The sequence below is a fragment of the Propioniciclava flava genome (assembly GCF_004126535.1).
GTDB classification, from domain to species: Bacteria; Actinomycetota; Actinomycetes; order Propionibacteriales; family Propionibacteriaceae; genus Propioniciclava; species Propioniciclava flava.
Genome location: NZ_PPCV01000004.1, coordinates 42,376 through 56,806, shown reverse-complemented (window position 1 = coordinate 56,806; position 14,431 = coordinate 42,376). Strand labels below are relative to the sequence as shown.

The following is a 14,431-nucleotide window of genomic DNA, read 5'->3' as shown; positions in this document are numbered from 1 at the left end:
GCTTAAGCCAGCCAGCGCTCCAGCGCGTCGCGCACCGCGTACAGGTCCGCGACGGGGCAAAACTCGTCGTCAGCGTGGGCCTTGCCAGGATCGGCCGGGCCGAAGTTCACCGCGGGAATCCCGAGGGCGGAGAATCGGGCCACGTCCGTCCAGCCGTACTTGGCGCGGGGCTCTCCCCCCACGGCGGCCACGAACGCCGCCGCGGCCGGATGGTCAAGCCCCGGACGGGCGGCGGCCGACACGTCGGTGAAGACCAGGTCATGCCCGGCGAACACCTCAGCGACATGGCGCTGCGCGTCCTCGACGCTGCGGTCGGGCGCGAAGCGGAAGTTGACGGTCACGGTGCAGCGATCGGGGATCACGTTGCCCGCGACGCCACCCTCGATCCGGACTGCGTTGAGGCCTTCGCGGTACTCCAGCCCGTCCACCATCACCGTGCGCGGGGAGTAGGCGGCCAACGTGTCGAGGATCGGGGCGGCCTCGTGGATGGCGTTGTGACCAAGCCAACTGCGAGCCGAATGCGCGGCCAGGCCCCGCGTGGCGATCTCGAAACGCAGGGTGCCTTGGCAGCCGCCTTCGATGACGGCGCCGGTCGGTTCCATCAGCACGGCGAAGTCGCCCGCCAGGAGTTCGGGATGCTGGCGCGCCAGCCGTCCCAGGCCGTTGCGGGAGGCCTCGACCTCTTCGTTGTCGTAGAAGATCCAGGTGACGTCATGGCGCGGCGACGTCAGCGCCGCCGCGACAGCCAAGGCGACCGTGACGCCACCCTTCATGTCGGCGGTCCCTCGCCCATAGATGCGGTCGCCCTCGCGTCGCGAAGGGAGGTTGCCTGCCACCGGGACGGTGTCCAGATGCCCGGCGATAACGACGCGAGCGTCGCGACCCAGCAACGTGCGCGCCACCACGGCGTCCCCATCGCGGGTGACCTCCAGGTGAGGCACAGCGTCCAGGGCCGCTTCGACCGCGTCAGCCAGGGCGCCCTCATGCCCGCTGACGGACTCGATGTCGGTCACCGAGGTGAGGAGATCCGGCAGATCGGCGCGCAGGTCAAGGGGCATACTGCAAGCCTAGATGACCCACATGGCATCATGGCTGGTGGCACACGACACAGGAGGACGCCATGAGCCACTCCCCGGCCACCCCGAGCGAGTGGGAGCCGCACAACGAGCCAACCCGAGAGCTGCCCACAGAAGACCTCTCGAGCGACGAGAGTCCCACGCGCCCCCTCGACCCGATCGAGGGTGAGGCAACGCGCGTGCTTAAACCCGAAGAGGGCCAGCCAACGCGTCCGCTGGAGCCGGTGGCGGAGGAGGCCCTGAGCGAGCACGCCGCAGACAGTGCGGGGACCTTTTCGCAGGCCGAACCGGACGCGACGCCTTCCCCAGCCAGCGCGACCGCTCACGTCGACGAGACAGCCCCTCGTACCCGCCGCACGCCCCGGTTCTGGGCACTGGTCGCCGTGGCGGCCGTCGTACTGGTCGCGCTGATCGCCTGGGCTGTGGTCGCGGTGACCAACAGCAACCGCGAACGCGCCATCACGTCCACCGCCACCACCTACCTGCAATCCATTGCTGCCTCCGACGCCCAGGCGGCGCTGGCAACCCTGGCCGAGCGTCCCACCAACGAGGCGCTGCTCACCGGCGACGTGCTGCGGGTGTCCCAGGAGCGGGCCCCTCTCACCGACATTGTCGTCACATCGCCCGTGCTGGACAGCGACACCCGAGCCAGCGTTTCCGCCTCCTACAAGATCGGCGGACGTGACGTCTCCACCACCCTGCGTCTCGTGGGCGATGGCCGCACGTCCTGGCTGCTCGTCGATGGCACCGCCGACCTCACCCTCAGCGCGCCGACCGGTCTGACCGTCAACGGCGTCCCGGTCACCGAGTCAACCAACCCGGCCTTCCCGGGCTCCTACGTCGTCGCGACGAACTCGGCGCCCACCGTGATCGCTCAAGGCGACACCACCGCACTGTTGGCGACCCCCGATTCCGAGCCCGCCTCGTTGACCGTCGCGGCCGCGCTGAGCGATGAAGGACGCCAAACGGTGCTGAACACCGTCAAGAGCCGCCTCGATGAGTGCCTCACAGCGACGGAATCACGCCCGGCGAACTGCCCGTTCGGCGTGCGCACCGACAACGTCGAGGTCGCCCCGGGATCGGTGCGCTTCGCCCTGGTCAACGACCCGTGGGCGGACTTCCACCCTGCCCTCGACCCCGCCACCATGCGGGTCACGGGCCGCCTGCACCTCTCCGTCGATGCCACGGCGACCATCACGCAAAACGGTCTCAGTACGGACGCCACCCAGCGCCTGGAGGCGGATCGCACCTACACGGTGGCTTTGACCCAGCAGCCGCTCGCCGTCGTCTGGTCCTAAGCCCCGGTAAGCTGCAGACATGACGTCTGCGCGCACTGCTTGGGGCTGGGGACTAGCCACCATCACCGATTCCGGCGACACCCTCGACGTGTGGTTCCCGCAGCCACACCTCGGCATCCCGAGTGCTGCTGAGCGTGAGGACACCCCCGCCGCTCTCCTCACCGCCCGCATCAGCGACCACAGCCGTCGCGTCCGCGTCGATGTTGTCTTCGTCGAGATCGACCTGGACGCTGCCCCCGCCGACACCGCGGACGCCTACCTGCGCCTGCACCTGCTCAGCACCCGGCTCGCCCAGCCCCGCACTCTCAACCTCGACGGGATCTTCGGCGTCTTGCCGAACGTGGTGTGGACGTCGGCGGGCCCCTGCGCGGTCGCCGATTTCGAGGAGGTGCGCTGTTCGCTGCGCGCCGAGCGCGGCCACCTGACCGTTTTCGGGATCGACAAGTTCCCGCGCATGGTCGACTACGTCGTCCCGTCCGGTGTCCGCATCGGGGACGCGGACCGCGTCCGGCTCGGCGCTCACCTCGCCGAGGGCACCACGGTCATGCACGAGGGATTCGTCAACTTCAATGCGGGCACGCTGGGCACCTCCATGGTGGAGGGTCGTATCTCCGCTGGGGTCGTCGTGGCCGACGGCTCCGACGTGGGCGGCGGCGCTTCGATCATGGGCACTCTGTCGGGAGGCGGCAAGCAGCAGGTCTCCATCGGCGAGCGTTGCCTGCTGGGCGCCAACAGCGGCATCGGCATCTCCTTGGGTGACGACTGCGTCGTGGAGGCGGGTCTGTACGTCACTGCAGGCACCAAGCTGACCCTGCCCGACGGGAGCGTCGTCAAGGCCGCCGAGTTGTCGGGCACCAACGGCTGGCTGTTCTACCGCGACTCCCAAAGCGGAGCCGTGTCGGTGAAGCCCCGCGCAGGCCGGACCGTCGAACTCAACGCGGCACTCCACGCCAACTAGCTGCCCATGGGTGCCTGGGGACGCGTCTTCACGGGGCTGGCGGTCGCCGGGCTGACCGCCGTGCTGATCTTGGCGGGTCTGACGCTGCTGTACTCCTACAACAAGGAGCCGCTGCCGCTGGCCGACCAGTGCATCGCCCAGGTTCAAGACCTGTCTGTTCCTTTGGATGTCGAGCAGACCCACAACGCCTCCATCGTGGTGGGGGTCGCGACACGCCGCGGCCTGGTACCGCGCGCGTCCACGATCGCGTTGGCGACCGTGTACCAGGAGTCAGGGATCCGCAACCTCGACTACGGGGACCGGGATTCGCTCGGCCTGTTCCAGCAGCGTCCCTCCCAAGGCTGGGGATCCGAAACCCAGGTGCGTGACCCGTACTATGCCTCGGGCAAGTTCTATGACGCCCTGCTGAAAGTGGACGGCTGGGACAGTGGGAACGTCAACGATGTCGCCCAGGCGGTGCAGCGCAGCGGCCACCCGAATGGCTACGCCCGCCACGTCGAGAACGCCCGACGGCTGGCCAGCGCACTGACCGGCGAGACCCCGGCCTCCTTCACCTGCCTGGTCAAGGATCCCCCCACGGCCAATCCCGAAGGGCTTGCCACGTTCCTCACCAAGACGCTACCCACCTCTGCCACCGTCGCCCGGGACGGCAACGTGGTCACCGTCACCACCCGGACCAACCGTGATGCTTGGTCGGCCGCGCACATCGCCGTCGGGAACACCGCCTACTACGGGGCGGCGACGGTTCGGGTTGGCGGCAGAACGTGGACGCCCAGCCCCACGACCACAGGGTCCTGGACGGGCGATCCCACCAATGAGACCCGCGTCACGATCACCTATCCCGCCCCGCCACAGCCGACGCCGAGCCGCTGACGGTCGGCCCCGCGTCGGGCTTGCCCGCCCCGGGTGGGCGCGTGTGACGCGGCTTAGGCCAGGCGGGATGCCGCGGCAGCGATGCGTTCGTCGGTGGCCGTCAGCGCGATCCTGACATGCTGGCGACCCGCCTCTCCGTAGAAGTCGCCGGGGGCGGCCAGGATGCCGCGCTCGGCCAGCCAATCGACGGTGATGCGGCAGTCTTCGCCGCGGGTCGCCCACAGATAGAGCGACCCCTGCGAGGCATCAATCCGGAAGCCCGCGGCCTCCAAGGCGGGCTTGAGGATCGCGCGACGCGCCAGATAACGCTCACGCTGCACCGAGACATGGTCCTCGTCGCCCAGCATGGTCTCCATGACCGCTTGCACAGGCCCCGGGACAATGAGGCCCATGTGTTTGCGGACGGCGAGGAGTTCCCCGATCAGCGGGGCGTCCCCGACGAGGAAGCCTGCGCGATAGCCCGCGACGTTGCTGCGCTTGGACAGCGAGAACGCCGCGATGAGGCCCTCCAGGCTGCCGCCGTTGATCGCCGGATCCAGCACGGAAACCGGTTCGGCCTCCCAACCGAATTCGCCGTAGCACTCGTCGGAAGCCAGCACTGCTCCGACTGAGCGAGCGGCCTCCACCCAGGCGCGCATCGCGTCCGCGGACAAGATGGCGCCGTGCGGGTTCGCCGGCGAGTTGATCCAGATGAGGGGGGGATGGGCAGCAGCAGCCTCGGCCGGGTCGTCGGTGGCCAGCACGGTGGCTCCCGCAATCAGCGCGCCGACCTCATACGTCGGATAGGCGGTCGTCGGGATCACGACGGTGCTCCCGGGGCCGACCCCGAGTTGCAGCGGCAGGGACGCGACGAGTTCCTTCGTGCCCACCACCGGCAAGACGTGGGCGTCGCTCAGCCCCGAGGCGTTCCACCGCGAGGAGGCATAACCACGGATCGCGGCCCGAAGCCCGGGGGTGCCCCACACCGTGGGGTATCCCGCCCAGGCGGACGCCGACTCGGCCAGCACACGCTGCGCGGCCTCAGGAACCGGATCGACCGGAGTGCCCACCGACAGGTCACACAACCCGTCCGGGTGAGCTTGGGCGCGCGCCTTCGCCCCAGCGATGGTGTCCCAGGGAAAGTCGGGTAGGCGCTCCGACTGCGGCGAAGTCACTCTCCCTGCGGGGGCAGCGCGGCGACGGTCGGGTGATCCCCGTCGATCTTGCCCATGCGGGCGGCGCCGCCCGGAGAACCGATCGTGTCGAAGAACTTCACGTTGATGTCGTAGTACTCGGCCTGGTCGGCGGGGACGTCATCTTCGTAGTAGATGGCCTCCACCGGGCACACCGGCTCGCACGCGCCACAATCCACGCACTCGTCGGGCTGGATGTAGAGCATCCGATTGCCCTCGTAGATGCAGTCGACCGGACACTCCTCCACGCACGCGAGATCCTTGACGTCGACGCACGGTGACGTGATCACGTAGGTCATGAAAACTGCTCCCCTAGATTAGTGACGGGCCGGTCAGACAAGACAGGATCACTCTACAACTCGCTTCGGGAGGAACCATGCAACAGGGAGACACCGATCCGGTTGCGGGCCTTGTGCCGCCCCTGGTCGTTGGTGAGCGCGTCAGCGTCCTCCTCACCCCCGTCGACGGCCAGCCCACGGAGGTCCTCGGCTTCGTGACCGACCTCACTGATGATCTCCTCACCGTGCTCGACCGTCACGGCGAGGCCCACGAGGGGCGACGCCGCGAAGTGGCGGCGCTGCGCCGGGTCCCCCTTGCGCGCGGACGCCGCCCTCAGGCGACCCCTCGCGACCTTCTCGACGCCCTCGCCGATCGTGCACAGGCCCCCGGCGCCCCGTGGGTCACGCGCATCACCGATCTGTTGGCCGGGCAAACGCCCCCAGCGTCCGTCCCGGCTTGGGGGCCCACCGCCTCGTTCGGGGCCGTCACGGCGCGCATGGAGGGCGAGTGGGTGACCGTGCCCGGCGGCGACGTCACCGTCTGGCGCGCAGCAGCCTGGTGGGCCACCCGCATGGGTGCACGCAGCGTGCAGGTGCGGGTGCCCGACGACGAGGCATCACACGCTGTGGCGCAGGCCCTCCTCGCCGCCGGGTTCACCTCGCTGGACGGAGCTGCGGCCTAGCGTTCGATGCGGTCGGCGCGCGCGTCGGGGTTGGTGCAAGTGACCGCTTGCAGCGTGTTGTACGTCCAGGTGAAGGGCTCGGTCTTGACGACCTGTCCGCCCTTGTAGAACAGACGGTTGTAGTCGACGCGGAAGCCCTGCATCGCACTTTGCGGGCTGCACACGGCCGCGTCGCTTTGAACGGCGGGACCGGGCGAACGGAAGTCGCTTTGCACCGGGTCGGACGCCTTGATCTCGTCATAAGACTTGGTGGACCACACCTTGACGGTCACCGTGCCCTGGCCGCCCACCTTCGGGTTGTTGGTGTAGGCCTGCATGAGGACGCCGTAGTCGGTGTTGTTCTTGAACTTCATGTCCACCGAGACGTAATCCAGGGTCGCCTCGCGGCCCATCGGGTAGCGGCTGAAGTACAGGGAGTGGGGCTTGTGATACACGTCTTGCAGCCCGGCGAAGAAGATCGCGTTGAACGTCGTCGTGGTCGTCTGGGAGATGCCGCCACCCATCCGCTCAACCACCTTGCCCCCGTCGATCGCACCCCCGGCCATCCAGCCTTGGGCCAAGGTGCGGGGGCCGAGGAGCTTGTTCATCGAGAACGTCTCACCAGGCTTCACCAGCACCCCGTTCACGAGGCCTGCGGACTTTCCGATGTTGTTGACCCGGTAGGCCGTGGCGGGGAAGTTCGTGGTGAACTCGCCCGTCACCTCTTTGATCCCGAGCTTCTCGGCGTCCTCGGTCGTGAACGAAGCCTTGAGCGGGCCCGCCTCGACCGACGTGACACGATCGGTGGTCTTCGTCATCGTCGACGTCACGGCAGCCGCCAGCGCGTCCGCCGACACACCGTTTCCGTCCTGGGATGGCACCACCTTGGGTCGCCCATCGGCGAAGGTGAAGCTCGCGTCCTTCGGCTCCGTCATGCCCAGTTGGTCCAATCGCTCCTCGGACGCCTTGAGCAGCGTGGTGGGGTTCACCTGCGGGGTGAGCTTGCCGTCGGCGGCCTGGAAGGTCAACGCCGACCCGATGGTCTGGGCCGATACATCGAGCGTCTTGTCACCGATCGAGATCGTCACGGGGCCAGAGAGGGCCGGCTGCGCGACAGTGGCGAGTGCCTCGTTGGCTTCCTCGGTGGTGATGTCGGGATCGGCGGCGCTGAGGGGGGCCTCGATCCGCGTCGAGGTGAGGAAACCGTGCTGGAGCGCGGTGATGGCCCCCGCGACGTCCAGGCTTCGACCAGCACTCGCGTTGCTCACCGTGGGTTTGCCGTCCACGACGGCCAACTCGGCGTTGACCGGGTCGGTGTGTGCTGCTGTCGCCAATTCACTCAGCGCAGCCTCGGCGGCCCCCTGGTCCACGGTCACCACAGCCGGACGCGCGGAGCCCCCGGTCAGGTTGTCCCAGATGATGCGCGGATCGAACGACTTGGCGCCCCCCGCCGCCTGCACTGAGGCGGCATAGTCCACGGCCAGACCGAGTTCGGCCGGGGTGCGCGTCGTGCTCTGATCGGCTGCGGTCACCGTGATCGGCTCACTGGAGCGCTGCGTGAGGTCGGCCGTCAGCTTCGCTTGCGCTTCGGCGGGCGTCAGGCCGCCCACGTCGACCCCGGCGATGCTGGTTTTGGGGGCCAGCGTGTTCCCCGACACGGCGTAGGCGACCCCGTAGCTCACTCCGGCGAGCACCGCTACCGTGGCGAGGACGCCACCCACGACCAGGCCGCGCCGCGGACGCCGCCCGCCGCGAGGGTCCGCGCTCATTGAATCGGCCATGGGTTCTCCTGCGTCCTGATCACTACGGTCGCTCCATCGTAGGTGTTCCTCGCGCAGAGTCACCGCAGCCGCCACGGGGGGCCGGAACACCGTGATCAGGCTGTGAGGAAACGGTCGGTGCCCCGCCCTGATGGGCGGGGCACCGACCGTTTGTGGAGACGAGCGGCGTGGCTGCTCAGATGAGCGCCGTGGCCTTCGCGACCACCGCGTCCGCAGTGACCCCGTACTTCTCGAAGATCGTCGGTCCCGCGGCCGAGGCGCCGAACTGGTCGACACCGATCGCCTCGGTGTTGGCCCCCAGCAGATCCTTCCAGCCCACCGTGACACCCGCCTCAACGACGACCTTCGGCAGCCCCGCAGGCAGGATCTCCTCCTGGTAGGCGGCGTCCTCGGCCTGGAACCACTCGACGCACGGGAGCGAGACGACCCGGGCGGGGACACCCTGGGCTTCGAGCTTCTCCGCGGCCGCGACCGCGATCTCGACCTCGGAGCCCGTCCCGACCAGGACGACCTTCGGTGCGGCAGAGGCCTCCTTGAGGATGTAGCCACCCCGCGCAACCCCGTCGGCGGCGGCAAAGCCGGATTCCGCCGACCGCTCGTAGGTGGTCACATTCTGCCGGGACAAGATCAGCGCGGCGGGGCGATCCCAGTCGTTGAGGATCCGGGCCCAGGCCTGGGCGACCTCGTTGGCATCGCCGGGGCGGACCACGTCGAGACCAGGCATGAGCCGCAGGCTCATCACCTGCTCCACCGGCTGGTGGGTGGGGCCGTCTTCGCCGACGCCGATGGAGTCGTGCGTCCACACGAACGTGGTCGGGACGTGGGACAGCGCCGCCAGACGCGGGGTGGTGCGCATGTAGTCGGAGAACACCAAGAAGGTGCCGCCGTACACACGGCTGAGGCCGTCCATCGAGATCGCGTTCATGATGTTGCCCATGGCGTGTTCACGGATGCCGAAGTGCAGCGTCCGGCCACCGGGGGCACCCTCGAAGCTCTCGCTGGAGCGATCGGCGGGCAGGAACGAAGCGACCCCGGACATCGTCGTGTTGTTCGACCCGGCCAGGTCAGCAGACCCACCCCACAGTTCCGGAACCGCCGTCGCCAGGGCCCCGAGGACCTTGCCGGACGCCGCGCGCGTCGCCATGGAGCCCGCCTCGAAGACGGGGAGCTGGCCGATCAGGTCGGCGGGGGCATGCTTGCTCACAACGCGATCCAGCAGGGCTGCCTGCTCGGGGTTGGCTGCTCGCCACGCCTCGAAGCGGGGATCCCACTCGGCGTGGGCGGCCTTGGCCCGCTCGGCGGCGTTGGCCCGGGTGTAGGCGACGATGTCATTCTCGATACCGAACGGAACGTCGGGGAACCCGAGTTCCTGCTTCAGCGCGGTGATCTCGGCGCCGCCGAGCTTGGAGCCGTGGACGCTGTGGTCCCCGGCCTTGTTCGGCAGCGGCCAGCCGATGACGGTGGTCACCTTGATGAAGGACGGACGGTCGGTCACGGCCTTGGCGGCCTCGACGGCGGCGTACAGTTCGGCGACCTTCTCTTCGTAGGTCGTGAAGCCGTTGGTGAAGTCGACGTGCTGCACGTGCCAGCCGTAGGCGGTGTAACGGGCCTCGACGTCTTCGGAGAAGGCGATCTTGGTGTCGCCTTCGATCGAGATGCGGTTGTCGTCGTAGAACAGGATCAGGTTGCCGAGTTCCTGGGTTGCCGCCAGGGACGAGGCCTCGCCGGAGACACCCTCCTGCATGCAGCCGTCCCCGGCGATGCAGTAGACGTAGTGGTCGAACACCGAGGTGCCCGGGGCTGCGGTCGGGTCGTAGAGCTCGCGGCTGTGACGCGCGGACATGGCAAACCCGACGGCGTTGGCGACGCCCGCACCGAGGGGGCCCGTGGTGGCCTCAACTCCCGCGGTGTGGCCGAACTCCGGGTGGCCGGGGGTGGCCGAACCCCAGGTGCGCAATGCCTCAATGTCGGACAGTTCCAGCCCGAAACCGGCCAGGAAGAGCTGGTTGTACTGCAGGATCGAGGCGTGACCGGCCGACAGCACGAAGCGGTCGCGCCCCAGCCAGCGCGGCTCGGCCGGGTCGAGCGTCATCACCTTCTGGTACAGCAGGTATGCCAGGGGGGCCAGCGAGATGGCCGTCCCGGGGTGGCCGTTGCCCACCTTCTCGACCGCGTCGGCGGCGAGTACCCGCGCGGTATCCACCGCGCGTTGGTCCTGCTGGGTCCAGGTGAATGCGGTCATCAACACTCCTCGTTCGTTGCACATGGGTGCGGACAGGGTACGAGGTCAGGGTAGAGCACACCCTCACGCCAAAGCGCGCTGTTGCCCGGCGGATGCCACGCCTCGTCGTCCCGGGGACGCGACCCTCCCGCATTTGATATTGATTCTCATTATGTGTTGACTAGTGGCATGACGCCACGCCGAACACCCATTCCCTTCCGTCCCGCCATCGGTCTCGCCGCCGCAACCCTCCTCCTCAGCGCCTGCGCGGCCCCCGCACCCTCCGCAGGCACCCCAACCCCGACACCAGACCCCGCCACCCACGTCGGCGGAAACTCCCGCGAAGGACGCAGCCAAACAACCCGGCTGCTCTTCTCGCACGACAACGGCCTCACGCTGATCGATGCCACGTCCGGGGAGGTCGTCCAGGAGACCGCACACCCCGGTTTCCTACGGCTCAACAAGGCTGGCGACGGGCGCCACGTCGTCGTCACCGACGGCGACCGGTTCCTGGTCTACGACGCCGGGGTGCGCTCCCGCCCCCACGGCGACCATGCGCACCACTACACGTACACACCCGGCTTGACCGCCACCGAGTACGCCGCACCCCACGCGGGACACGTCGTCGCGCACAACGCCCACACCGCCCTGTTCTCCGACGGCACCGGCGCCCTCACGATCGTCGACTCCGAGTGGGTGGCCGACCCGGACGCCCCGCGCACGGAACTGTCGACCGACGCGCCCCACCACGGCGTCGCGGTACCGCTGCGCGACGATGCCGTGCTCGTGACCCAAGGCACCGAGCAGTCCCGCTCGACGGTGCAGGTCCGGCGCGGCGACCAGATCATCGCCCACACCGACGACTGCCCCGGCGTCCATGGCGAAGCGACCGCGCAAAGCACCTCCGACGGCGACACGGTTCTGCTGGGCTGCACCAATGGTCCGGTCGTGTGGCGCGACGGCGCCTTCCACAAGGTGTCGGCCCCCGACGCGTACGCACGGACCGGAAACGCCGCCGGATCCTCCGTCTCGCCCATCGTGTTGACCGACTACAAGTCCGATGCCCAGGCCAAGCAGGAGCATCCGACGCGGGTCGCGCTCGTGGACACGCGCACCAACGCGCTGTCCCTGGTCGAGTTGGGCTCCTCGTACTGGTTCCGCTCCCTGGCTCGCGGCCCCCACGGCGAAGCGCTCGTCCTCACCTACGACGGTGCCGTGAAGATCATCAACCCCGAATCGGGAGCGATCGAGGCGTCCATCCCGGCCATCGGCCCCTGGAGTGAGAAGGCGGACTGGCAAGAAGCCGGGCCCTCGATCACCGTCGCCGGCGATACCGCCTACGTGACGGACGCCCAAGCCTCCAGCGTGACGGTCATCGATCTTCACTCGCGCGCGGTGTCGCACACGCTCGCCCTGGGTGCGACACCCATCGAGGTCGCCGTCGTGAACGGCATGACCGCAGAAGAAGAGGCCGACCAGCACGATCACGCCCACGGCTGACGGCCCGCCCCTGACCCCGGGCGTCTGACTGGCTGCGGACGCCCGGGCCCTGGCCCTCTCCCCGGCGGTGGGGAGAGGGCCGCACCCTGCGGCAGGTCAGGATTCCAGCGCCGTACCTCGACGCTCCGGCAGCCGCGTCGCGGCCGCAGCGGCTAGCGCGAACGCCGCACCAAAGACGCCAAACACCAGCCCCGACCCCCCAGACGCCAGCATCACCGGTACCGCCAGGGGAGCAATGATGGACGCGATGCGCCCGAAAGCGGCCGCCGCCCCGGCACCGGTGCCCCGCAGCGTGGTCGGGTACAACTCAGGGCCCACCGCGTACAGCGCACCCCAGGCGCCCAGGTTGAAGAACGACAGCAGGCAGCCCGTCAGCAGGATGGACCACTCCGCGTTCGCCACGCCGAAACCGACCGCAGCGACAGCCGACCCAGCCAAGAACGTGGCCAAGGTGGGGCGGCGTCCCCACTTCTCGATCAACCAGGCGGCCGCCGCATAGCCGGGCAGTTGCGCCAGCGTGATGATGAGCGTGAACTCGAAGCTCTTCACCAGAGGGAAGCCTCGCCCCACCAGCAGGCTGGGGATCCAGATGAAGGCGCCGTAGTAGGACAAGTTGATGCAGAACCACACCACCCACAAGGCGGCGGTGCGACCACGCAAGGCCGGACTCCAGATGGACACCGTGCCCGCCGTGACGGTGGGGGGTTCGTCCGGGCTGGGCACCGGGGCCACCCCTGCCGCATCCTCGAAGCGCCGCACGGACGCCTCCGCCTCGGCGAACCGGCGCTTGCTCTCCAGGAACCGCACCGATTCAGGCAACCCGTAGCGGACCACCACGGCGTACAGGGTGGGCACGATGCCCACCGCGAGCGCCCAACGCCACCCGTCGGGGCTTGCCGGCACCAGCAGGTAGCCCAGCAGCGCCGCACCGATCCAGCCCACCGCCCAAAATGCCTCCAGCGCGACCACGACGCGGCCGCGCATCTGACGGGGGGCGAACTCACTCACCAGGGTGGAGGCCACCGGCAGTTCGGCACCCAGACCAAGCCCGACCAGGAAGCGCAACGCGATCAGCACCGCGACCGATCCGGCCAGCGCGGAAGCTCCCGTGGCGATGCCGTACACCAGGAGCGTCAGCGCGAAGACCTGGCGACGACCCACCCGGTCGGCGAGCAGCCCGCCCAGGCTGGCCCCCAGCGCCATTCCGACAAACCCGATCGACCCGATGACGCTGAGCGTCGTGGGATCCAGCTTCCACGAGACCGCCAAGGCGGCCATCACGAACGAGATCAGGCCCACATCCATGGCGTCCAGCGCCCACCCGACCCCCGACCCGACCAGCAGTCGGGTGTGCTGCCGCGTGAACGGCAGTCGGTCCAGGCGCTGCGCCCGGGTCAGCTTCTGCTCCATGTCCGTGCAGACTAGGCCCCTCACCGCTCCACCGCACCAGGCGTCCGAAGCCCGGCGCGACGAGGAACAGGCGCAACGAGGAACAATGGACGCCATGACGTCCGCACTGACCCCCGTGGGTTTCGACGAGCAGTTGGCTCAGGAATGGGACTGGCTGCCGGGCGCTGCGGTGGAACTTGAGGAGTATCTGCGTCGGTTGATGGCCGAAGAGCCCATCAACGCCCACCTGATCACCGCCCGATCCAAGTCGATCGCCTCGTTCCTGCGTAAGTGCCGCGCAAAGGGGTATGCCGACCCGCGCCACCAGGTGACCGATCTCGTGGCCGCCCGTGTCATCGTCTACACGTCGGCGGAACGGGAGCGCGCGATGGCGGCCATCCGGGCCCGGTTCACCCTCACCGAGGACCGCAACCCGGGCGACGAACGCGACGGCGACCACAAGGGATACGACTGCTGGCATTTCATCGTGACCGGCGAGCGATTCGACTCCCAGTGGATCCAACGCGGCGGCGACCTGGACCACTACTTCCACGCCTTCAACGGCCTGGAGATCCAAGTCCGGACGGTGGCCGCGCACGCCTGGGCCGAGTATGAGCACGCGTTGCGCTACAAGAGCACCCAGTACGCCGAACTCTCACCCCAAGGACGCGCCGAGATCGACGCCCTCTTCCTGGAGGCGCACCAGTTGCGCCAGCGCCTCGACGACTCGTTCCTCAGCATCGCCGACCGACTGCGCGACCTGCCCGGCCCCGCCGCGACCGTCGCGCCCCGCGACGACGCGCCTGCAGCGCTGCCCAGTCAGCCTCCTGTACCTCAGCCGAATGCCGACGACATCGAGATCGCCGCCGTCCGCGCGTGGATCGCGGCCCGATACCCCGACGCCGAGGAACCCTCAGATCAGGGGCTGCGATTCGCGGTGGAACTCCTGCGCGCCATCGGCGACCCGCTGGACCAGATCAAGCGCCGTCTCGAACGGCTGCCCGCCGGTCTGGTGGCCAACAACCTGCGCCGCGATAGCACCGGCATCTCCCGCGTCCGCGCCCTCGACGACGAACTCCTGGCGTCCTATGGGGAGCGCTACCTGCGCGCGACGCAACACGCCGGGTCGGACCCGTCGATGCAGGCCCGACGCGACCAGTTGCGCTGGCGCTGGCGGCTGTTGCGCAACAAGGTTCCTCGCGGTCGCGACTGAGCCTGGCGTC

At 68.9% G+C, this 14,431-nt stretch carries 12 protein-coding genes; 6 read left to right on the top strand and 6 right to left on the bottom strand.

The window, feature by feature from the left end:
* Nucleotides 1-2: 2 nt before the first annotated feature.
* Nucleotides 3-1,058, bottom strand: coding sequence for a succinyl-diaminopimelate desuccinylase (gene dapE / locus C1706_RS06750; RefSeq protein ID WP_129458469.1), 1,056 nt, complete (start codon nt 1,056-1,058; stop codon nt 3-5).
* A 62-nt stretch (nt 1,059-1,120) separates the two neighbouring features.
* Here dapE and C1706_RS06745 point away from each other — a divergent pair, with 62 nt between their 5' ends.
* Genes C1706_RS06745 through C1706_RS06735 form a run of 3 tightly spaced genes read left to right on the top strand, consistent with a single transcriptional unit; the run spans nt 1,121 to nt 4,205 of the window.
* On the top strand, nt 1,121-2,374 hold the full coding sequence (locus C1706_RS06745; RefSeq protein ID WP_129458468.1) for a hypothetical protein: 1,254 nt from the start codon (nt 1,121-1,123) through the stop codon (nt 2,372-2,374).
* Between the two features lie 19 nt (nt 2,375-2,393).
* A complete protein-coding gene (gene dapD, locus C1706_RS06740) occupies nt 2,394-3,332 on the top strand; it encodes a 2,3,4,5-tetrahydropyridine-2,6-dicarboxylate N-succinyltransferase (RefSeq protein ID WP_129458467.1) in 939 nt (312 codons plus the stop codon).
* A 6-nt stretch (nt 3,333-3,338) separates the two neighbouring features.
* Nucleotides 3,339-4,205, top strand: coding sequence for a hypothetical protein (locus tag C1706_RS06735; protein ID WP_129458466.1), 867 nt, complete (start codon nt 3,339-3,341; stop codon nt 4,203-4,205).
* Nucleotides 4,206-4,258: 53 nt separating this feature from the next.
* Here C1706_RS06735 and dapC read toward each other — a convergent pair whose 3' ends face one another.
* Nucleotides 4,259-5,359 carry a succinyldiaminopimelate transaminase gene (gene dapC, locus C1706_RS06730; RefSeq protein WP_129458465.1) on the bottom strand — a complete coding sequence of 367 codons (1,101 nt, stop codon included), beginning with the start codon at nt 5,357-5,359 and terminating at the stop codon, nt 4,259-4,261.
* On the bottom strand, nt 5,356-5,676 hold the full coding sequence (gene fdxA / locus C1706_RS06725) for a ferredoxin (protein WP_129458464.1): 321 nt from the start codon (nt 5,674-5,676) through the stop codon (nt 5,356-5,358). The genes dapC and fdxA overlap by 4 nt, the downstream gene beginning before the upstream one ends.
* 77 nt (nt 5,677-5,753) lie before the next feature.
* Between fdxA and C1706_RS06720 the strand changes: the two genes are divergently transcribed.
* Nucleotides 5,754-6,338: a hypothetical protein gene (locus C1706_RS06720; RefSeq protein ID WP_129458463.1), complete on the top strand. Its 585-nt coding sequence runs from the start codon at nt 5,754-5,756 to the stop codon at nt 6,336-6,338.
* Here C1706_RS06720 and C1706_RS06715 read toward each other — a convergent pair.
* Nucleotides 6,335-8,098: a VanW family protein gene (locus C1706_RS06715; RefSeq protein WP_129458462.1), complete on the bottom strand. Its 1,764-nt coding sequence runs from the start codon at nt 8,096-8,098 to the stop codon at nt 6,335-6,337. The two genes, C1706_RS06720 and C1706_RS06715, sit on opposite strands and share 4 nt — an antisense overlap.
* 175 nt (nt 8,099-8,273) lie before the next feature.
* Nucleotides 8,274-10,343 carry a transketolase gene (gene tkt / locus C1706_RS06710; RefSeq protein ID WP_129458461.1) on the bottom strand — a complete coding sequence of 690 codons (2,070 nt, stop codon included), beginning with the start codon at nt 10,341-10,343 and terminating at the stop codon, nt 8,274-8,276.
* A 165-nt stretch (nt 10,344-10,508) separates the two neighbouring features.
* On the opposite strand from tkt, the gene C1706_RS06705 reads away from it, so the two are divergent.
* Nucleotides 10,509-11,819, top strand: a complete 1,311-nt coding sequence (locus C1706_RS06705) for a YncE family protein (RefSeq protein ID WP_206661021.1) — start codon at nt 10,509-10,511, stop codon at nt 11,817-11,819.
* A 96-nt stretch (nt 11,820-11,915) separates the two neighbouring features.
* Here C1706_RS06705 and C1706_RS06700 read toward each other — a convergent pair whose 3' ends face one another.
* Nucleotides 11,916-13,229 (bottom strand): MFS transporter, encoded by a 1,314-nt coding sequence (locus tag C1706_RS06700; protein ID WP_129458460.1) that lies wholly within the window; start codon nt 13,227-13,229, stop codon nt 11,916-11,918.
* Between the two features lie 94 nt (nt 13,230-13,323).
* Between C1706_RS06700 and C1706_RS06695 the strand changes: the two genes are divergently transcribed.
* Nucleotides 13,324-14,421 carry a GTP pyrophosphokinase gene (locus tag C1706_RS06695; protein WP_164987467.1) on the top strand — a complete coding sequence of 366 codons (1,098 nt, stop codon included), beginning with the start codon at nt 13,324-13,326 and terminating at the stop codon, nt 14,419-14,421.
* Nucleotides 14,422-14,431: the final 10 nt, after the last annotated feature.